At 61.6% G+C, this 19,643-nt stretch carries 15 protein-coding genes, 1 pseudogene and 1 riboswitch; of the genes and pseudogenes, 8 read left to right on the top strand and 8 right to left on the bottom strand.

The features are described from left to right. Positions 1 to 6: 6 nt before the first annotated feature. The 4 genes from WDN46_03285 to WDN46_03270 all read right to left on the bottom strand — a co-directional run bounded on the left by WDN46_03285 (position 7) and on the right by WDN46_03270 (position 2,491). A complete protein-coding gene (locus tag WDN46_03285) occupies positions 7 to 804 on the bottom strand; it encodes a thiazole synthase (protein MEJ0092471.1) in 798 nt (265 codons plus the stop codon). 2 nt (positions 805 to 806) lie between these two features. Next, positions 807 to 1,004, bottom strand: coding sequence for a sulfur carrier protein ThiS (thiS, locus tag WDN46_03280; protein MEJ0092470.1), 198 nt, complete (start codon positions 1,002 to 1,004; stop codon positions 807 to 809). After that, a complete protein-coding gene (gene thiO, locus WDN46_03275) occupies positions 973 to 1,983 on the bottom strand; it encodes a glycine oxidase ThiO (protein MEJ0092469.1) in 1,011 nt (336 codons plus the stop codon). The genes thiS and thiO overlap by 32 nt, the downstream gene beginning before the upstream one ends. A 68-nt stretch (positions 1,984 to 2,051) precedes the next feature. Beyond that, a riboswitch (TPP riboswitch) is annotated at positions 2,052 to 2,172 on the bottom strand. Between the two features lie 172 nt (positions 2,173 to 2,344). After that, a complete protein-coding gene (locus WDN46_03270; GenBank protein MEJ0092468.1) occupies positions 2,345 to 2,491 on the bottom strand; it encodes a hypothetical protein in 147 nt (48 codons plus the stop codon). Between the two features lie 498 nt (positions 2,492 to 2,989). Here WDN46_03270 and WDN46_03265 point away from each other — a divergent pair, with 498 nt between their 5' ends. From WDN46_03265 to queD, 6 genes are all read left to right on the top strand, one after another. Further along, positions 2,990 to 3,973 carry a class I SAM-dependent methyltransferase gene (locus WDN46_03265; GenBank protein MEJ0092467.1) on the top strand — a complete coding sequence of 328 codons (984 nt, stop codon included), beginning with the start codon at positions 2,990 to 2,992 and terminating at the stop codon, positions 3,971 to 3,973. Between the two features lie 169 nt (positions 3,974 to 4,142). After that, on the top strand, positions 4,143 to 7,286 hold the full coding sequence (addB, locus tag WDN46_03260) for a double-strand break repair protein AddB (GenBank protein ID MEJ0092466.1): 3,144 nt from the start codon (positions 4,143 to 4,145) through the stop codon (positions 7,284 to 7,286). Continuing rightward, the gene (addA, locus tag WDN46_03255) at positions 7,286 to 10,792 is read left to right on the top strand and encodes a double-strand break repair helicase AddA (GenBank protein MEJ0092465.1); all 3,507 of its coding nucleotides are present in this window, start codon (positions 7,286 to 7,288) and stop codon (positions 10,790 to 10,792) included. Before addB ends, addA begins: the two co-directional genes overlap by 1 nt. 43 nt (positions 10,793 to 10,835) lie before the next feature. Beyond that, the gene (gene trxA, locus WDN46_03250) at positions 10,836 to 11,156 is read left to right on the top strand and encodes a thioredoxin TrxA (protein ID MEJ0092464.1); all 321 of its coding nucleotides are present in this window, start codon (positions 10,836 to 10,838) and stop codon (positions 11,154 to 11,156) included. A gap of 167 nt (positions 11,157 to 11,323) precedes the next feature. Then, positions 11,324 to 11,959, top strand: a complete 636-nt coding sequence (gene queE, locus WDN46_03245; GenBank protein MEJ0092463.1) for a 7-carboxy-7-deazaguanine synthase — start codon at positions 11,324 to 11,326, stop codon at positions 11,957 to 11,959. Further along, positions 11,956 to 12,312, top strand: coding sequence for a 6-carboxytetrahydropterin synthase QueD (gene queD / locus WDN46_03240; protein ID MEJ0092462.1), 357 nt, complete (start codon positions 11,956 to 11,958; stop codon positions 12,310 to 12,312). Before queE ends, queD begins: the two co-directional genes overlap by 4 nt. Before the next feature lie 26 nt (positions 12,313 to 12,338). Here queD and WDN46_03235 read toward each other — a convergent pair whose 3' ends face one another. The 4 genes from WDN46_03235 to WDN46_03220 form a co-directional block, all read right to left on the bottom strand. Continuing rightward, positions 12,339 to 13,655, bottom strand: coding sequence for a folylpolyglutamate synthase/dihydrofolate synthase family protein (locus WDN46_03235; protein ID MEJ0092461.1), 1,317 nt, complete (start codon positions 13,653 to 13,655; stop codon positions 12,339 to 12,341). Between the two features lie 22 nt (positions 13,656 to 13,677). Beyond that, positions 13,678 to 14,547 carry an acetyl-CoA carboxylase, carboxyltransferase subunit beta gene (accD, locus tag WDN46_03230; GenBank protein MEJ0092460.1) on the bottom strand — a complete coding sequence of 290 codons (870 nt, stop codon included), beginning with the start codon at positions 14,545 to 14,547 and terminating at the stop codon, positions 13,678 to 13,680. A gap of 293 nt (positions 14,548 to 14,840) precedes the next feature. Beyond that, positions 14,841 to 15,689, bottom strand: a complete 849-nt coding sequence (gene trpA, locus WDN46_03225; protein MEJ0092459.1) for a tryptophan synthase subunit alpha — start codon at positions 15,687 to 15,689, stop codon at positions 14,841 to 14,843. A 258-nt stretch (positions 15,690 to 15,947) separates the two neighbouring features. After that, positions 15,948 to 17,270, bottom strand: coding sequence for a nucleotide disphospho-sugar-binding domain-containing protein (locus WDN46_03220; protein MEJ0092458.1), 1,323 nt, complete (start codon positions 17,268 to 17,270; stop codon positions 15,948 to 15,950). Positions 17,271 to 18,282: 1,012 nt separating this feature from the next. Here WDN46_03220 and WDN46_03215 point away from each other — a divergent pair. Beyond that, on the top strand, positions 18,283 to 18,615 hold the full coding sequence (locus WDN46_03215) for a hypothetical protein (protein MEJ0092457.1): 333 nt from the start codon (positions 18,283 to 18,285) through the stop codon (positions 18,613 to 18,615). 243 nt (positions 18,616 to 18,858) lie between these two features. Further along, positions 18,859 to 19,625: pseudogene (locus tag WDN46_03210) on the top strand (IS5 family transposase). The last annotated feature ends 18 nt before the right edge of the window (positions 19,626 to 19,643 follow it).

Genomic DNA, 19,643 nt, shown 5'->3' with positions numbered 1-19,643 from the left:
AAGGGATCAAGCACGCGCCAAATCCGTAAAAGCCTGCCCGATGACCGGCGTCGACGGAGCCGCCATATCGCGCGGCTGCATCGGATCGGCGCGAAAGCCGAGCCGTCCGGCCTCGACCGCCAAGGCGAACGCGCGGGCCATGGCGACAGGATCGCCGGCCTTGGCGATTGCGGTATTGAGCAGGATGGCGTCATAGCCAAGCTCCATCGCCGCCGCCGCATGCGATGGCGCGCCGAGGCCTGCATCGACGATCAACGGCGTCTGAGGAAAATGCGCCCGCAAGGTGCGCAATCCATAAGGATTGTTGAGGCCGCGCCCGGTGCCGATCGGCGCGCCCCAAGGCATCAAAACCTCGCAGCCAGCGCGGAGAAGCTTTTCTGCGACCACCAGATCCTCGGTCGTGTAGGGGAACACCTGGAACCCGTCGCGGCTCAAAGTTCCGGCAGCCTCGACGAGGCCAAAGACATCGGGCTGCAGCGTATCTTCCTCGCCGATGACCTCGAGCTTGATCCACGACGTATTGAATACTTCGCGCGCCATCTGCGCCGTCGTCACCGCCTCCTTCGCCGTGCGGCATCCGGCGGTGTTGGGCAGCACGCGCACGCCAAGTTCGCGGATCAGCGCCCAGAAACTTTCGCCGGCGCGCCCCGCGCCTGATTCGCGCCGCAGCGACGCCGTCACGATCTCGGCTTTCGCGGCCGCAATCGCTTGCGCCAGAATCGCGGGGGAGGGATATTGCGCTGTGCCAAGGACAAGGCGCGAAGCGAGCTGAACGCCATAGAGGTTGAGCGTTTCCGGCTCCATTCTTAGCCACCCTGACGCGGGCTGAGAATTTCCACCGCGTCGCCGTCTTTCAGCTGGGTTTGCGGCCGGTCCGTCTTGCGCACGAAATTCTGGTTCAGCGCGGTCGCGATGTGAGAATCCGCGAAGTCGAGCTCGTGAAGCAGCGCGTCAAGCGTTGTCGCCGCGACCTCAAGCTGTTTGCCGTTGACATGGATTTGCATCCATCACCTCCGCAAAACTTGCGCCCTCAAGCGCGATTTTGGCCGCCCGATGAGCCAGAGCGGGGGCCAGCAAAAATCCGTGCCGGAAAAGGCCATTAACGTAGATGACGCGATCCTCGATCCGGATGCGCGGCAGATTGTCGGCAAAGGCGGGACGCACGCCGGCCCCGGTCTCGACGATCTCCGCCTCGCCGAAAGCCGGATGCACGGCGTAGGCCGCCCCAAGCAGCTCCAGCATTGCCCGCGCGGTGATGCGGCCCGGCTCGTCGTTTTCGATCATCGTCGCCCCGATCATGAAGCGCCTGTCGCCGCGCGGCACAATGTAGACCGGGCAGCGCGGATGGATCAGCCGCACCGGGCGCGCCAGGCTGATCTCGGATGTCGCGAGCACGAGCATTTCGCCTTTGACGCCGCGAAGATCCGCCAATGTGTCCCGCGCCTCCAAGCCGCGGCAGTCAATGACCCAATCTGCGTCGTCGCGGCGGCCGCTCGCATCGATGCCATAACGCAACGCGACATTGTCCATTGCGCCGAGGCGCGTCGCGAGCGCTGCAATCGCCGCGCGCGGATCGAGATGGGCTTCGCCCGGAAAATAGAGCGCCTCGTCGAACCGTCCGGCGAGATCGGGCTCAAGCGCCGCGATTTCTTCTGCGCCGATGTGCTCGAACTCGCTGGTGCGGCGGGAAAAGCGCGTCAGCTCCGGCCGGTCGCGTGGGGGCGCCAGCACCAGCGAGCCGCGCTTGACGGCGACAGGCACAATTTGCGTCCAATAGCGCAGCGATTCGATGCCGAGATCGACGACGAGTTGTTCCGCGCTTTCCGCCTCGCACCAGGGCGCGAGCATGCCGCCTGCAAAGAAAGAGCAACCAAGACCTGGTCCCTCGCGGCGTTCGATGATTTCGACGCGGCAACCCGCGCGCGCGAACTCCAGCGCCGTTGTGAGGCCCGCAACGCCGGCGCCGATGATGTTTATGCGCAAGGCGGCGGTCATGGCCGGACGCTCCCGGCAGAGGCGGCCGACGACAGAAGGGGGAATCGATTGCGGGAAAAGATCACGGCCACCATCCCTACGCCAGTGCGAGCTGGATCAGGTTCGAAGGGTCGCCGGGCCGCTTTCTAAAGCGTTGCCAGCCCTCAGCCCCCTGTCGGGGATCCCCTGGGTTTGTGGCCAACAGGTAGGCCGGCGCGCGTCCTGCGTCAAGGCGCGCCGAAACTGAGGCGGCGGTTGCGGATTGGCGTCTGTCTTCAGAGGCCTTCGGGAAAAGCCGAGCCAGCCGGCGAAGGCGCGCTTGCGAGCGCAGCTCCGCCGGCCAATCTTTGGTTCGCGCCAGATGCTTAAATCAAGCCTTGCCGATGCGGGGCGATAGCCACGCCATGACTCGCTGGCAGCGATCGCCGGTTAAGCGGAGCTCATGTGTCTCGGTCGCCTTCGCGGCAAAGGCGGCGGCCTGCTCGGCGGTTCGCCGCTTGTCTTGCGGAAGCGACATCCATTCGCGGATAATAGCCCGACGCGGGCTATGGCCTGGTTTCATTTTTTTGAGATCCTTCCGACCCCTTCGCGCGGTTGATTGCGCGCAAAGATGCCGCGCTGCAAACAGCGCAGCTCGCGGTGCGCGCATATTCTCCAATATTTCGATGGAACGCAATCAAGTGGGATTAATAATTTCTCGCTTTTGCCGGTTCTTGCAGCAATTGCGCAGGTTCTTTATGCATTCCTTATAAATATAGAACGCTTTCCATCTTGATTTCCTACGAGCCTATTGCAAATTTTCACCCCTGCCGCCTGCGGGACTTATCGGCGGGACCGGAGTTCAGCGCAGTCCGTCGGAAGCTATGGCGAACATCTGATGCAATTGCATTTCATTCTTAGCGGTTGGGCGCGTTCGGCGGCCTCAACATGCTCGCTGCATCGTGCAAGCGCTCTCCATCATCGCCGAACCCGCTAGCCATAATTCGGGTCTTTCTCCATCGCATAAGGTTGAAGCATGCATACGCTACGTGAGAATCGTCACGACGAGCCATCGGCCGACGACGGAAATATCGCAACGATCTACAATCGCGCGGGCAATTCCTACGTCGCTTATGCCGATGGCGATCCAGATCGCCTGTTTTCATTCGAGGGCACGCACGCCTTCGCGGATCGGTATCTCTGGTCTCTCCTTGAAACGAAGCTGACCGAGTTGCGGGCGACTGGCGCATCCTCCGTCAGCATTCTTGACGCCGGCTGCGGTCCCGGCACCTGGCTGCGCCGTCTCGTCACGCGCGCCAAAGCGCTTGGCTTCGCCAACGTCGCCGCGCGAGGCTTCGATGTCGCCGAAGCGCAGATTAAAGCCGCTCGAATCAGCGCCCGCGATATCGCAGCGCTCCCGGGCGTCAATCTCACCTTTGACGTCGGCGATCTTGGCGCCCCTCTGCCGGAAGCCGACGCGTCGATCGACATCGCTCTCTGTCTTTACAGCGTCCTCAGCCATCTGCCGGTTGCGGATTTGCCGAAAATTTCCGCGGAGATGGCCCGCGTCACCAGAGGGCATTTCATCACTACGGTCCGCTCGATCGGCAGCCCGCCGACGATCTTCGTCGATTCGATCGAGAAGGCTCGTCGTTTCCAACACGATCACGCCCAGGATCAATCCAAGATTGAGCTCTATGACGGGCGCCATTTTACAATAAGGTTTCACCTCTTCGGCGCGCTCGAGCTGCAAAACTGCTTCGCCAATCACTTCGCCATCGAGGATTTGCGCGGCCTCGATCTGTTTCATAGCCGGTTTGCGCCTGACCCTCGCTGGAATCCTCCGGCGCTCCCCGTCGATGACCCCTCCCGCGATTACCTCGCGCGGCTCGAGGACGCTTATTCGAAAGACCCTGCGTTCATAGAGCGTGCGACCCATCTGCTTTTCGTTGGACGCCGCCGCCAGGCTGAAGAGCCTTTAGCTCAGGCGCCGCTGCCGCCGCTCAAGAAAGCATCCTAGCGGCTCCAGCCAAATAGACGCGCGCTGGCTGCGGATTGACCGAATCCTTGCTTCGACCGGTCAATTCGCAAATTGTGGATAGGCAGCGGGGCCTTGTAGGATGCCGGAGTCAGAGGGCGCATGATGGCCGCCACTCTTGATCCCGACCCGGACCCTGCAAAAGGCCAGCGTGCACAAAAGAATCTTCACCATCGCGCCTGGCGCGCCTTTCCTGGAAACCTTCGCTGAGGCTCTTCTCGATGGGCGCGTCGTCGAGGGATTTTCGCGGCGGCTTGGTCCGCTTGCGCTGGCTGAGGCGACAATCTATGTGCCGACGCGCCGCGCCGCGCGAGCGCTGATCGATGAATTGTCGCGCGCTCTCGGGGGCGCCGCGACGCTGTTGCCGCGCATTCTGCCGCTCGGCGCCTTGGAGGAGACCGAGACCAGCCTAATGTTCGAGGAGGCTGCCGCCGGCGCCCTTGATCTGCCTTTGGCCGCCAGCGAAATCGCCCGGCGGATGCAACTCGCCGAGTTGATCCTTGCCTGGGCGAAAGCTTTGCGCCACGCGATCGTGAGCGTCGATGCGGCCGGATCTCACGAGATCGACGCGCGGGAGCCCTTTCTCGTTGCGGCCACCGCCGCCGACGCTTGGCATCTATCCGGGGAGTTGGCTAGCCTCATCGACGAACTGATCATCGAAGACGTCGCCTGGGATAGACTCGATCCGCTGGTTCTGCCCGAGTTCGATCCTTACTGGCGCATTACGCTGAATTTTCTTGATATCGCCATTAAGGAATGGCCAAAAATTCTGTCGCAGAAGGGCTATGTCGACAAGGCCCGGCGTCAGGTCGCGCTCATCGAAAAACAGAGCGCGCAATTGCGCGAGGGACGCATCAAGGGGCCAGTCATCGCCATCGGCTCCACAGGCTCTAATCGCGCGACGGCGCGGCTTCTTGCGGCTATCGCCGCGGCGCCGATGGGAGCGGTCGTGCTGCCCGGCCTCGATCAAAACCTCGACGAAGCCGCCTCTGCTTTCATCGAAGGCGACGCCGATCAAAACATCGAGGCGTCTTTCACGCATCCTCAGGCCGCGCTCAGTCGCCTTCTTTCGGTTCTAAAGGTCAAGCGCAGCGAGGTCGCAGAACTCAGCGAGCCGACGCCCATCCTCGCGATGCGCGAAAAATTCATCTCGCAAGCCCTGCGGCCGGCCGATGCGACCGACGATTGGATCGCTTATCGGGCGGCCGTCGATCGCGCCCTGCTCGAGGCGGCGATGGCGGACGTCTGTTTGATTGAAGCCGCCGATGAGCGCGAAGAAGCGCTTTGCCTCGCCATCGCGATGCGGCGCGCGCTGGAGACTCCCGGTCAAACGGCGGCTTTGGTGACGCCGGATCGCGAGCTAGCCCGGCGCGTGCAGGCGGAATTGCGGCGGTGGGGTCTAGACGTCGATGATTCGGGGGGCGATCCTCTGAGCGCCAGCCCCGCTGGGGTTTTGGCGCGGCTCGCAATTGCCTGCGTCGCGACGGGCTTGGCGGCGCAAAGCCTCAAAGCGTTGCTCGCCCATCCAGGCGCCCTGCTCGGATCCTCCCGCGCCGAGGTCGAGCGCCTTGCGCCGCTGCTTGAAATCGGGGTGCTGCGCGCAAGCTTCGCCGCGAGCGAACGCGCGGAACGCTTGTTCGCCAATTCCCCTCACGCGATCGGAATGGCGCGTGAGGAGGCCAAGGGTCGCTTCGCGCATCCGGCCAAGCAGCGGATCGACCCAAGCGAATGGGAGAGCCTCAAAGATCTTCTCGATCGAATCGGCGCTGCGTTCGCGCCGATGCTCGCGTTGCGCGGCGAGCATGATCTCAAGGCCTGGGTCCTCGCGCATAAAACCACGCTTGAGGCGATCATCGCGGGCGATGACGCCGCAGCCGCAGGCGAGGATCGCCGAGCGCTTGATGAGCTGTTTGATGAACTCTCGCGCAGCGCGACCGCAGGCATGCGCTTTGACGCCGAATCCTATGGATTTTTCTTCGCCGCCGTCGCGCGCGAGGTCACGTTGCGCGGTCCCAAAAACGCGCATCCGCGCCTCAAGATTTTTGGGCTGCTGGAGGCCCGTCTGATGGCGGCCGATGTGATATTGCTCGGGGGCCTCGACGAGATGACGTGGCCGCCACAGGCGCGCACTGAGGCTTTTCTCAATCGCCCCATGCGCGCGGCTCTCGGCCTCACGCCGCCGGAGCACAAACTCGGCCAGACGGCGCATGATTTTACGCAAGCTATGGGACGCGGCAGCGTCATTTTGAGCCGTGCGATGAAACGCGCCGGGGCTCCGACCGTCGCATCGCGATTCATCCAGCGCATGGCGGCGCTTGGCGACGAGATTTGGCTCGGCTGCGTCTCGCGCGGAAATTTTTACCTGGATCTCGCGCGGATCGTCGATCGTCCCGACGCTGTCGCGCCGCCGATCAAACGGCCGATGCCGCGCCCCGCCATTGCGCTGCGCCCCCAAGGCCTGAGCGTCACGGACATCGAGACATTGCGGCGCGATCCTTATGCGCTTTATGCAAGATTGATCCTTGGCCTCATCGAGATGCCTCCGATCGGCGCTGCGCCTGGTCCGGCGGAGGCCGGCAGCGCAGTCCACGCCGCGCTGGAAAGTTTCGTCAAGAATCATCCGGCCGGCGCGTTGCCTTCGACGGCTCGCGATGAGCTGCGCGAACTGCTGCGAGCAGGGCTGAAAGACAATCTGGACGACCCCGATTTTCGCGCCTTCAACTGGCCGCGAGTCGAAAAGATGATCGATTTCTATCTGGGCTTTGAGGCCGATCGCCGCGATGGCCTCAAAGAGATCAAGACTGAGATCTCCGGCAAGCTCGACATGACGCTCGGCGATGGGTCGCTGTTCACTTTGAAGGCGCGCGCCGATCGCATCGACCTTGCGCGCGATGGGACCGTCACGCTCGTCGATTATAAAACGGGGTCCCCGCCGGGCAATAAAGAGATTCTCGTCGGCTTTGCGCCGCAACTTACCTTGGAGGCGGCGATGGCGAGCCGCTGCGCTTTCGATCAGGTCAGGAGCGCAGCGATTGAAGGCCTGTATCTGAAACTCGGCGGCGCGAAGGGCGGTGAAATCAAGCCGGTTGTTTTTGAAAAAAACACAGCGACCTTCATGGATGTGGCGGAGCGTCATTTTGCGGCTTTGCTTGAACTGCTCAATCAATTCCGCGATCCCGTGACGCCGTACCCTCCGCGTCCCTTTCCTAAATTCGCCAAGAGCCACAACCCTTATGATCATCTGGCGCGAGTCAAGGAATGGTCGATCAGCGGCGAAGCGGAGGGCGACGCGTAATGGCGCTTTTTAATGTCCCGCAACACACGCTGGAAAAGCAGCGTCAAGCCTCGGACCCCACGGCCTCGGTCTGGGTCTCGGCGCATGCCGGCTCAGGCAAAACGCATGTGCTCGCCCAGCGCGTCGTGCGGCTTCTGCTGCAGGGCGTCGCGCCATCGAAAATCCTGTGTCTCACCTTCACCAAGGCTGCGGCGGCGAATATGGCGACGCGCGTCTTCGACACCCTCGCAAAATGGACGCGGCTCGATGACGCCGAGCTGCGCAAGGCGATCGTCGCGACCGGCGCGCCCGAACCGCGCGAACGGGAAAAAACCGCGGCGCGCAAACTTTTCGCGCGGACGGTCGAGACGCCGGGCGGACTGAAGATTCAGACCATCCATGCGTTCTGCGAAAAGCTGCTACATCTTTTTCCATTCGAGGCGAACGCTCCTGCGCGGTTTGACGTCGCTGATGAGTTCGCTCAAGCCCAACTTCTAGAGCACTCGCGGCGCGAGGTTCTCGCTCAGGCGATGGGGGGGCATCTGGCGATCGGCGATGCGCTTCAGCGCGTTTCCGATGAATGTTCGGGCGGAACGTTCGAGAGTTTGATCAAGGAAGCGCTGCGTCATCGCGCAATGTCGCGCGCGCGGTGGCCTCAAGATCCAGAGCCGCTTTTGCGCAAGGCTTTGAGCCTCGCGCCGGGGCGGGGCGTCGCTGCGATCACGCGAGACATGATCGAGCACGGCGTTCCGCCGGAGCGCTGGAGCGAACTCGCGGCTTTCTTCGATCAGGGCGGCGTCAACAATCAAAAAAAGGCGAAACTATTTCGACAAGCTGCTTCGCATCATGAAGACGGGGATCTCGAATCCTGCCTTGAATTCTATCTTTCCATCTTCTTCACTAAGACAAAAAGCGAAAGAGCCAAAACGCTCGTCAACCAAACGCTCGCAAAGCAACGCCCCGACATTGTCGCCGAGCTCTTCGCCGAACAAGAGCGTCTCGATCCCCTGCGCGGAGAATTAAAATCCGCCGAAACGCTCGAGCGCACGCTGGCGCTTGTCGCCGTGGTTGACGCCATTTTCAGGCGCTATGAAGCGATGAAGGCCGTGCGGGGCATTCTCGATTTTGATGATCTCGTCGCGAAGACATTGGGGTTGCTTGAACGTTCGGAGGCGGCCTGGGTTCTGTACAAGCTCGATGCCGGCATCGATCATATTCTTGTCGATGAGGCGCAAGACACCAGCGCGGCGCAATGGCAAATTCTCGAGCGGCTGACGGAAGATTTCGCGGTCGGCTCCGGACGCAGCGCCGCGGCGCGCACGTTCTTTGCGGTCGGCGACGAAAAGCAATCGATCTTCTCGTTTCAGGGCGCGGCGCCGCATATGTTCGCAGAGATGCGAGGGAAATTTGCGCGCAGATTCACATCGGGGGCCGAGACCTTTGCGGATGTGCGGCTGACTCAATCGTTCCGGTCGGCGCCCGGCGTGCTTGAGGCCGTCGATAAGGTCTTCGAGTTGCGCGAGCATCAAAGCGGGCTGATCGACAATGATGTCTGGGTGCCGCATGAGGCCTTGAAGCAAAAGCTTCCGGGGCTGATCGAGATCTGGCCATCGATCGGAGCGCAAGCGCGCGAGGATGCGCGCGATTGGAAATTGCCGCTCGACATTCTGGACGAGATGAATCCGGCAAGCCTCATCGCGCGACGGATCGCGCAGAAGATCGCGCAGCTCGTCGCCGATGATTCGAGCGAGTGCGTGCACGACAGCCGCGACGGGACGCGCCGAAAAATTAGCGCCGGCGATATTTTGATTCTGGTTCGAACGCGCGGGCCTTTTTTCGATGCGGTGATCCGCGCTCTAAAACAAAACAAGGTCCCCGTCGCCGGCGCCGACAGGCTGGAGCTCACCGGGCATATCGCGGTCCTCGACCTTGTCGCGGCCGGGCGCGCGGCGCTGCTTCCGCAGGATGATCTTGTTCTCGCTTCAGTGCTGAAATCGCCTTTGATCGGCCTTGATGACGATGACCTTCTGGCAATTGCGCCAAAGCGAAGCGGCAGCCTCATCGACGCGCTCAGAGGCGCGCCTGCGGCGCATCATGCGCAAGCGCTGGATAAGGTGAATCTTTGGCGGACGCGCGCAGCGCAAAGCCCTTTTGAATTTTATTCGAGCTTGCTCAACGAGGACGGGGGACGCCGGGCGATGGCGGCCCGCCTGGGTCCCGAGGCGACTGATGCGATCGACGAGTTCTTGCGGCTCGCCTTGGCGCATGAGGCGGAGGCTGCGCCTTCGCTGGCGGGGTTCCTCGCCGAATTTGAGGCGATGGAGCGATCGATCAAGCGCGATATGGAAAGCGGCGTCGAGGTCGTGCGCGTCATGACGGTTCATGCGGCCAAAGGGCTTGAAGCGAAGATCGTGTTTCTGCCGGACACCTGCGGCGCGCCCTCGCCGCGTCATGATCCGAATATTTTCGCCCTCAACGCGGGATCGTCGGGCGCCGTGGCGATCGCCTGGTCGCCGCGCAAGGCTGCCGATTGTCCCGCGATCACGGAGGCGCGGGATGCTGCGCGCGAGGCCAGCCTAGATGAATACAGACGTCTTCTCTATGTCGCTTTGACGCGAGCCGAGGAGCGGCTTTATATCGCGGGCTTTCATGGGGTCAACGCGCCCGATGAGAATTGCTGGGCCGCGATGATTCAGGCGACGCTCGCAAGCGACAGGGCCGCCGTCGCCGCGCCGGCGTTTTGGAGCCCGGACGAAAGCGTGCTTCGCCTGATTTCGGCGGGGGAGGACGCCGTAAGTCCCGCCGCGCCGTCGCCGGAGCCGGCGGCGCCTGTTGCGGAGAAAGGGCCGGACTGGCTTTGGCGCCGCGTTGATCCTGAGAGCGAGCCAGCGCCGCCGGTGAGGCCATCCAGCGCGCTCGCGGCCGCCGATCAATGGGGCGACGCATCGCTGATGCCGGCGCGGCGCGAGGCCCTGCGCATCGGTGAATTGACCCATGTGCTGTTGCAATATTTGCCGGATGTTGCGCCAGACCGTCGGCGTGAGGCAGCTCACGCGTTTCTTCAAGCGAGAGCCAATGACCTTGACGAGAAGCTTCGAAGCGGGCTCATCGCGGCGGCGCTTGGCGTCATCGAGGCCCCCGAGCTTGGGTCGCTGTTTGGGCCGGGCTCAAAAGCCGAGGTCGCGGTCGCTGGCGCAGCATTGTTGCCGCGCGGCGGCTCGGTCGACGTCCTGGGCCGGATCGATCGGATCGGCGAAACGGCGGACGAAATCCTCATTGCGGACTATAAGACCGGCGCGCCCTGCGCCTTGGCTGACATTCCGGCGCGCTATATCGCGCAAATGGCTCTCTATCGCGCCGTTCTGGCTCCGCTCTGGCCGGAAAAGCGCCTGCGCCTAATGTTGATTTGGACCGCCAAGCCTCTGGTTGTCGATCTCGACGACGCCAGCCTTGACGCGGCGCTCGCCTCGATCCCCGCGCAGAGGCGTCTTGACGCAAGCGGCGCACCTTCTTACGTTCCTGGGTGAAGCGCGGCGGGTATTTTCCCGCGTCAAATTGCGAGAAATGTTCATGTCCACTGTCAAGGTCACAGATGCGAACTTCAAATCGGATGTCGTCGGCGCCGGTGGACCGGTAGTAGTCGATTTCTGGGCCGAATGGTGTGGGCCATGTAAGATGATTGGTCCGGCCCTGGAGGAGATCGCCGCAGAATTGCAGGGCAAAGTCACGATCGCCAAGCTGAATGTCGATGAAAATCCTGGCGTTGCGGGAACCTATGGCATTCGCAGCATTCCGACCTTGATGCTATTCAAGGATGGTAAGATGACCTCGACCAAAGTCGGAGCGGCTCCCAAGGGCGAGCTGAAGAAGTGGATTTCCGAAGCCATTTGACGGTTCCGCGCCAGCGCCGTTCTAATGAAAGGACCTCGCAAGAGGTCCTTTTTGCTTGGGACAAAGCATGATCCCGGAAAATTGTAGAGTTTTCCGATAAGATCATGCGCTTAAACAACAAGCGCGATCGAAAGCAGCCGAGGCGATCGCGCTCCATGGTGGGGTGCATGCGTAACTACGCGGTGAAGGAGCTGTTCCTCACCCTGCAGGGGGAGGGCGCCCAGGCGGGACGCGCCGCCGTGTTCTGCCGCTTTGCTGGTTGCAACCTGTGGTCGGGCCGGGAAAAGGACCGCTCCGAGGCGAACTGTCGCTTCTGCGATACGGATTTCGTCGGGACCGACGGGGATGGCGGCGGCTCTTTTGCGGGGGCCGATGCGCTCGCGGCGGCGATCGAGGCGGAGTGGCGGGGTGGTGAGGCCGATCGCTTCGTGGTCTTCACTGGCGGCGAACCCTTGCTGCAACTCGACGATGCATTGATTGAGGCCGTACACGCACGGGGTTTCGAAATTGCGGTCGAGACAAATGGAACGCTTGCGCCGCCAGACGGCGTCGATTGGCTATGCGTCAGCCCCAAGGCCGGCGCGCCGTTTGTCGCAACGCGAGGCTCCGAACTGAAGCTGGTTTTTCCGCAGCAGGATCTGTGGCCGGATTCTCTCGGCGCCCTGGATTTCGCGCATTTCTGGCTGCAACCCATGGATGGCGCCGATCGCGCCGCGAATACGGCCGCGGCGGTCGCCTATTGTCTCGAGCATCCGCACTGGCGGCTGAGCGTGCAGACCCATAAGCTGATTGGAATTCCATGAAAATCACGCAGGCCTTCCGGTTTGAGGCGGCGCACCGGTTGCCGAATGTCGGCGAAAAGCACCGCTGCCACAGGCTGCACGGCCATTCCTATCGGGTCGAACTGAGGCTTGAGGGAGCTGTTGACGCTTCAAGTGGATTCGTCGTCGATTTCTTCGAGATCGAAAGCGTTTTTGGACCTTTGCTGGCCCGGCTCGACCATCATTACCTCAATGAGATTGAGGGGCTCGAGAATCCGACGGCGGAGCATATAGCGATCTGGATTTATGACCGAACGAAGGCGGCGCTTCCTCAACTCGTCAGCGTCACTGTTTTCGAGACGCCGGATTGTTGGGCTGAATACGATGGCGAGTGAGCTCCGGGAAGTGAGCTACGCGAAGCCTATTCCGGCGGCGTTCCGTTGAGCGCCAATGCTTCTCCGGCGAGATAAAGGCTGCCTGCGATGAGGATGCGTGGCGGCATCCGCCAATCCCGCGCGGACAGGAAACGCAGCGCCGCTTCCATATTTTCGCAGGCCGCGGCTCGGATTCCGACTTCGTTAGCGGCTGCGGCGACATCCCGCGCCGGCCTGCCATAATGTTCGGCTTCGACCGGGATGGCGAGAACCTCTTGAGCAAGACCCTTGAAGGCGCGCAAAAATGCGCCGGTATCCTTGGTCGTGAGCGTGCCGCAAATAATGACCAGCGGCCGTTCGGTCTTGTCTTCAAAATCGGCCATAGCCTCCGCGAGGACGCGCCCGCCGTCTTCATTATGGCCGCCGTCGAGCCAAATCTCTGCGCCGGGCGGAGCCAGCTCGGAGACATGCCCCTTGACGAGATTTTGCAAACGGGCCGGCCATTCGACCTGCGTCATGCCGCGCTCGAAGGCGCTCGGGTCAAGATCAGGTTCGATCCAGCGCAGGGCGGCGATGGCCGTCGCCGCATTTTGGAGCTGGTGGCGGCCGAGCAAGCGCGGCAACGGCAGATCCAGAAGTCCGCGCTCGTCCTCGAAAATATAGCGTCCATGTTCTTCTCGGGCGGAGAAATTCCGCTCGGCGTCGATCAGGGGGGCCCCGGCGCGCGCCGCCTCTCGCCGCAATACGGCGAGAGCAACGTCGCTCTGAGCGCTTAGGATCGCGGGAGCGCCAGGTTTGAAAATTCCGGCCTTCTCGAACGCGATCTTCTCGATCGTGTTCCCGAGAAATTCGGGATGATCGATCGAGATCGACGTCACCACCGTGGCCTTGGGCCCCTTAATGACGTTGGTCGCGTCGCCCCTGCCGCCAAGGCCAACTTCCAGAAGCAGATAATCAGCGGGGTTTTCGCTGAAGACTTTGAAAGCCGCAGCGGTGGTGAATTCGAAGAACGTAATTGGCGCGCCGGCGTTGATTTTCTCGCACTGGCTCAGCGCCTCAAAAAGCGCCGCATCGGAGATGAGTTGGCCGCCGCCTTTGGCCGCAAGCCGGATGCGTTCGTGAAAGCGCACCAGATGCGGCGATGTATAGACGTGAACGCGCTTCCCCGCAGCCTCGAGGATCGCGCGCATGAAGGCGATGGTCGAGCCTTTGCCATTGGTGCCGGCGACATGAATGATCGGCGGCAATTTCGTCTCGGGCGATCCCAATGCCGCGAGCAGCTGCTCGATCCGCTCCAACGTCAGTTCGATATCTTTGCGGTGCAGAAGGAAGAGCCGCGCGAGCAGCGCATCGAGAGAGGTCATGATAATCTTGTTCCTGCTGGCGTCAGGCGGCGTTTCGCTCGACGCGCGGCGTCTTGGTCAGAAGCGCGCAAACACGGGCGAGCGTCGCGCGCATGTCTTGGCGGTGGACGACCATGTCGATCATTCCATGCGCTTGGAGATATTCGGCGCGCTGGAATCCTTCCGGCAGGCGCTCGCGAATGGTCTGCTCGATTACTCTTGCGCCTGCAAAGCCGATGACCGCGCCAGGCTCGGCGATGTGAATGTCGCCAAGCATGGCGTAAGAGGCGGTTACGCCGCCGGTCGTCGGGTTGGTCAAAACGACGATATAGGGCAGTCCAGCCTTGCGCAGACGCTGCACGGCGATGGTCGTGCGCGGCATCTGCATCAAGGAGAAAATACCTTCCTGCATGCGGGCGCCGCCCGAGGCGGTGAAAATGATGAAGGGGGTGCGGCGCTCGACGGCGGTCAGCATTCCGGTGACGATCGCCTCGCCCGCCGCCAGGCCGAGCGAACCGCCCAGAAAATCAAAGTCCTGCACGGCGACGACGACCTCCATGCCTTCCAACCGGCCGGAGGCGAGCTTGACCGCATCCTGCGCCTCAGTTTTAAGGCGGTATTCCTTGAGCCGGTCGGTGTAGCGCTTGACGTCGCGGAACTTCAGCGGATCGAGCGGCGCTTCCGGCGTCGCAAGCTCATCAAAGATCCCGCCGTCGAAGAGATTGTTGAGGCGCGCCTTGGGAGCGAGGCGCATGTGATAGCCAGAGCCCGGCACGACGAAGAGATTTGCTTCGAGGTCGGTGTGAAACACCAGTTCGCCGCTTTCGGGGCATTTGACCCAGAGATTTTCGGGCGTCTCGCGGCGTAGAAAGGATCTGACCTTGGGCGGGACGACATTCGCGATCCAGTTCATTGAAGATCCTGATTGGGCGGCAGAGTTTGGCCGGTCTTGCAGCGGCAATCGCTGCGCCAAATAACGAGCCTTGCGGCGACGGGCTCTTTAGCCGTGAAAAATTAAAACATCCAGTGATGTTGGCGCATAATGGGGATCCAAAGCAAGCGCGCCAAGGGCGCGACACGGCCTAGTTTCGTTCCGCACGCAAAAACAGCCAACGGCAGACCGCGTCAAGTTAAATCGCCAATGTAGCGTATCTCTTTGTTCTCACGCAGGATCGCGTCCAAAAAGTCGCAGCTTTCCGAGGCGCGCTACCCGGTTGCAAGAGCCGCCCGCCGGATGCCCTCTGCGATGTCGGCGACGAGTTTCGTCACAGCCTCGACGCTTTTTCCGGTGGCCTTGCCGTTGGCGTCGAGCGATCCGCGGACCGCCTCGACGATCGCCGAGCCGACAACCACGCCGTCGGCATGGGCCGCGATCGCTTCGGCTGTCGCCGCATTTTTGACGCCGAAGCCGACCGCGATTGGCAAGCTTGTATGATGCTTGATGCGCTCGACCGCGATCGCCGTCTTGGAATAATCCGGCGTCGCCGCCCCAGTCGTGCCGGTGATCGACACGTAATAGACGAACCCCGAGGTGTTGGCGAGCACCGCCGGCAGCCGCGCCGCGTCCGTGGTTGGGGTCGCAAGGCGGATGAAATTCAGCCCCGCGGCGAGCGCCGGCAGGCAAAGCTCGGCGTCCTCCTCGGGCGGAAGGTCGACCACGATGAGGCCGTCGACGCCGGCCCGCTTCGCGTCCTCGAGAAAAACATCGACGCCGTGGATATAGATTGGGTTGTAATAGCCCATCAGGACGATCGGCGTCGTCTTATCGCTTTGGCGGAAATCCGCGACCAGCGCCAGAGTTTTGACGAGGGTCGTTCCGGCCGCCAGCGCCCGCAATCCCGCCGCCTGTATCGCCGGTCCATCGGCCATCGGATCGGTGAACGGCATGCCGACCTCGATCACGTCGGCGCCCGCCTCGGGCAGCGCCTTGAGAATTTTGAGGCTCGTCGCAAGGTCCGGGTCGCCAGCCATCACGAAAGTCACAAGCGCGGCGCGGTCCGCCTCGGCCAGCTCGGCAAAACGGCGATCGATACGTGTTGGGGAAGACTGGGACATCGGGCTTTTCGGGCGCCTCCTAAGGGGAAGAGGAAGCCTTTAACACGGAGGGCGCTGAGGCGAAAGCGCCGCCGCGGCGGGATTTCGCGTCCGCTAAATCCCTCCAGCTACGCCAACGATTAGAGTTAGCACATTGGCTCGCTGGAGGGGCTTGGGCCGGGTTAGCGCCGCCCCGCATTATGCATTTTCGCCGCTGATCGAGACGCCGGGTAGGGACCATTGGGCCGGCGCTCAATCAGAGCTTTTCAAGCGAAAGGGTTATCTGCCCGCGAGCCGACGGCCTTTATCTTTCGATGAAGCCCCAGAAACCTCATCGAGAATGCGGAGGATCTCGGACCGCGTGTCGATGCTGCCGAACTCTTTGGCCATCTCGGTCGCGCGCGAACGATAATTCGGCTTGTCCAAGACATCCCGGACCGCCGCGCGCAGCGCCTCCGGCGTCGGCTCATTGGTCGCAAGATTAATGCCGACCCCCGACCACGCGACGCGGGCGTTCACGTCGGCTTTGTCTTCAGTCAGCCCCGCCGTGACAAGGGGAATTCCGAAGCTCAGCGCCTGATTGACGCTGCCATAGCCGCCATTGGTGACGAATGCGTCGACCTTCGCGAGCGCCCATTCGAACGGCAGATAACTAGCCAGCCGCGCGTTGGCAGGAATTGGGCCTGGTATGGCGTCGACGGGGCGGCCGCCCGCGGTGACGACGACAAGCACATCAGGCTCATTGGCGAGCGCCGCAAGCGCCGGGGCGACCAGCAAGCCAAAATCGTGATTTGCCACCGTTCCTTGAGTAACCAGCACGACTTTGCGCGAACCATCCAACTCGCTCGCCCATGACGGAACCGGAGCCTGATTTGGAACGATGGGGAGAGCGCCGATGAAATTGACTGAGGGTGGGATGGCGCGGGGAAATTCGAAGCTTGGAACCGTCAACTGCATGTAGGCGTCCGCAAGTTCTACGACGGAATCAAAGAGGTTTGTCGACAACGGCCCAACGCCGCGTTCCTGCAAGATTTGATTCAGGCGAAGCGCCAAGGGTTGATTGACTGCTATATCGTGTTCTCGAGCGATGGCCGCATATTCCTCGAGCTGCCCCTTGGTGGTCGCGGGGGGCAGGCCAGCGAAATGCGGCGCTCCGTCTTCGCGGCGCCAGTGCAGAAACGATGTGCCGCAAAGAACAATGGGCGGACGTTTCGAGCGCGGCCCGAGCAGCATCGGCAGAACGCCGAAGATCATATCATCGCCTATAATCACGTCGGCAGGGAAATTCCGAAGGACCTGCTGCAAGCCTTCGTGCTGCGCAGGGAGGGTCTCGACGAACACGCCCTCAATGGCTGCACGCAACCATTCTGATCCCGGAGGTATAGTCTTCAGCGCCGGAACTACCGAAAGGATGTCTCGCAGATCGATGTCGGCGCCCGCTGGAAGCGACCAAAATGCAGCGCCTGTAGCTTCGATGCGATCGCGCAGGACGGAGCCTGATAGATAGGCGACCTCGTGACCTTCGGCCATCAAGATGCGGCTAATCGCAAGCAGCGGATTGAGGTGGCCCGTCGCGGGCGTTGAGGCGAAGAGAATTTTCATGCGGTCTTATCACTCCGATTGTTGAGAAAAGCGCTGCGATGGTTATGACCGCACGCTTGTGACAAAACCGTTGCAGCGCGTAGCAAACGCGTTACGGATGTCGCGTTAGACGCGAGATTCGTCGCTATGCGCCGCACATCGGAATATCGGGCGATTTCGCGGCGGCCGGTGCTTTGGCGATCAATTGGCCGATCGCCTGCTTCATCGATAGGCGGGGCTCTAGTCAGTTATGCGTCCTTGACTAACGCGGCCATAGCGCATCGCGCTTTATGTTAGGCCCGAAACTCCAATAATATGAGTCGTGTAATATAATCGGCGAGACGACCGATTAGAGGTCGGGTTAGCGCCGGGGTAATTTTTCGATTTCGACGACGCGGAGGCACTTCGGCGGACATGGCGACAGACGAAATTCTTTGCATCTGCAGCAATCTGCGGGGATTGCAATGCGCTACAAATGTTAGATTTCGAGGGTCAGTCAGCACGGGCGGTATAGCCCTTAAACCCGTCCAGCCAGCGAACTCTAAACACTATTGGTGCGGGAGGGGCTTGGGGCCGGATTAGCGCCCAGACCCTTCCTTCTCGAAGGCCTCTAGGACGAAAGTTTCAGGAGAAGCGCGGCAATTGTGCTAACTTTCGCTGAGTTATTCGGAGGGGGATATCATGACCGACACGTCTGCTGTTCATATCGGCGTAAATTCGGCCGAGGAGGTAGCATTCAAGTTGCTGCACTGTGTCGCTGTAGCTGAGGGTAAGTCGTTCACCCGCTCCCCGACCGCGAAGTCAAACGTCGATCGCAAATGGATCCTCGACACCTATGCGGAGTGCCTATCGACCGTTCTCGCACCACATCATCGGTAATGGAAAATATGCGTCAGCGCGGCTCCGGGAGCAGCGATAGCTCCTTTCGGACCAGGTTATCGTCGCCGGCAGCCGTTGGGGGTGCAGGCCTAGCCCGTCGCTGGCGTCCGCCTCCGAGGTCGGACTCCTCGGCCCATATGATCGCGAACGCCAAATGGCAGCAGTGCTCCCAAGTTTTCTTCGCCTTCGCCTCGGCTCTGGCTTGCTTGTACAGCCTGCGAAGCTCGGCGGCTGGAAGGCCCCAGCCATCGTGGCTCGTTACGAAGAGATCGAGCTCGCCCTCGTAAAGGCGCTCCGCCAGGCTCTCGATCTTGGCGATTTCTATCGGTCTCGATTCGATAAGCATCTGAGAAACCTTTGGAGTTGGGGCGGCCCGCGAGCGCTCGCTCTAAAGGGTAATCACAGGCAGAGCCGGGAGTTCCTCGATATTTGCGGAAGGCCAAATCCGGAGCCCGTTTCCGACTCGACAAGCCTCTATCCGTTGTAGAACAAATAGGAAACAAAAGAGAGGGGACTGTTACCGCACAGAGGGCGTTGGAGTCGAGAGGCAGCAAGGAGCCGGAGAGCTTCGCTGGCGGCGGCGAGCTATGGACCGCAAGGAAAAAGCGATGGCACATAAAATTACGGTCTACCGAGTAAAGCTCTAGGCCGTTGTGACGAATTCGGCGTTTGGGGGATTCTCGCGAGGATCTTTCCATGATTCAAGGCTGATTTTTGGAGATCAGCCTTGATGATTCGGGATGTCGATGCGCTGCGAGACGATCAATGGGAGCGGCTTTGTGATCTTGTGCCAGGCGGAAGAGCCGGCCAGCGCGGGCCGCGCTGCGACAATCGACGCTTCGTCGACGCGCTGTTATGGATGGCCCGCTCGGGCGGCCGCTGGCGCGATCTGCCCGAACGCTTCGGCGACCATCAGGCGGTGAAACGCCGCTACTATCGCTGGATCGAGCGCGGCGCCTTGGACGGATTTCTTGAGGCATTCACCGCCGAGGCCGATCTCGAATGGCTGATGATCGACTCAACAATCGTGCGCGCCCATCAGCACGCGGCCGGCGCAAGGATCGCCAAAGGGGGGCGGATGCCCAAGGCCTGGGCCGCTCTCGCGGTGGTTTGAGCACCAAAATCCACGCCGCGACAGACGCACTCGGCAACCCCGTTCGGCTCCTTCTCGGACCTGGGCAGCGCAACGACATCACAAAAGCGCACGCCCTGATCGAAGGCTTTGCGGCCGATGCGATCATCGCCGATAAAGGTTATGACGCCAATCACTTGCGCAAGGCTGTTCTTATGCGTGAGGCTGAGCCGGTGATCCCATCAAAATCCAATCGCCGCGCGCCGCTCCCCTACGACAAGGCGCTCTACAAGGAGCGCAATCTCGTCGAGCGTTTCTTCAATAAACTGAAGCAGTTCCGGCGCGTCGCAACCCGATACGACAAGCTCCTCGCAAACTACCGAGGCTTCGTATTGCTCGCCGCTATTGCTATCATGCTCAGGTAATTCGTCACTACTGCCTAC

Source organism: Methylocella sp. (genome assembly GCA_037200525.1).
GTDB lineage: Bacteria > Pseudomonadota > Alphaproteobacteria > Rhizobiales > Beijerinckiaceae > Methylocapsa.
Note: the sequence above shows the minus strand (reverse complement) of the source record. Positions and strands in the feature narration are given on the sequence as shown.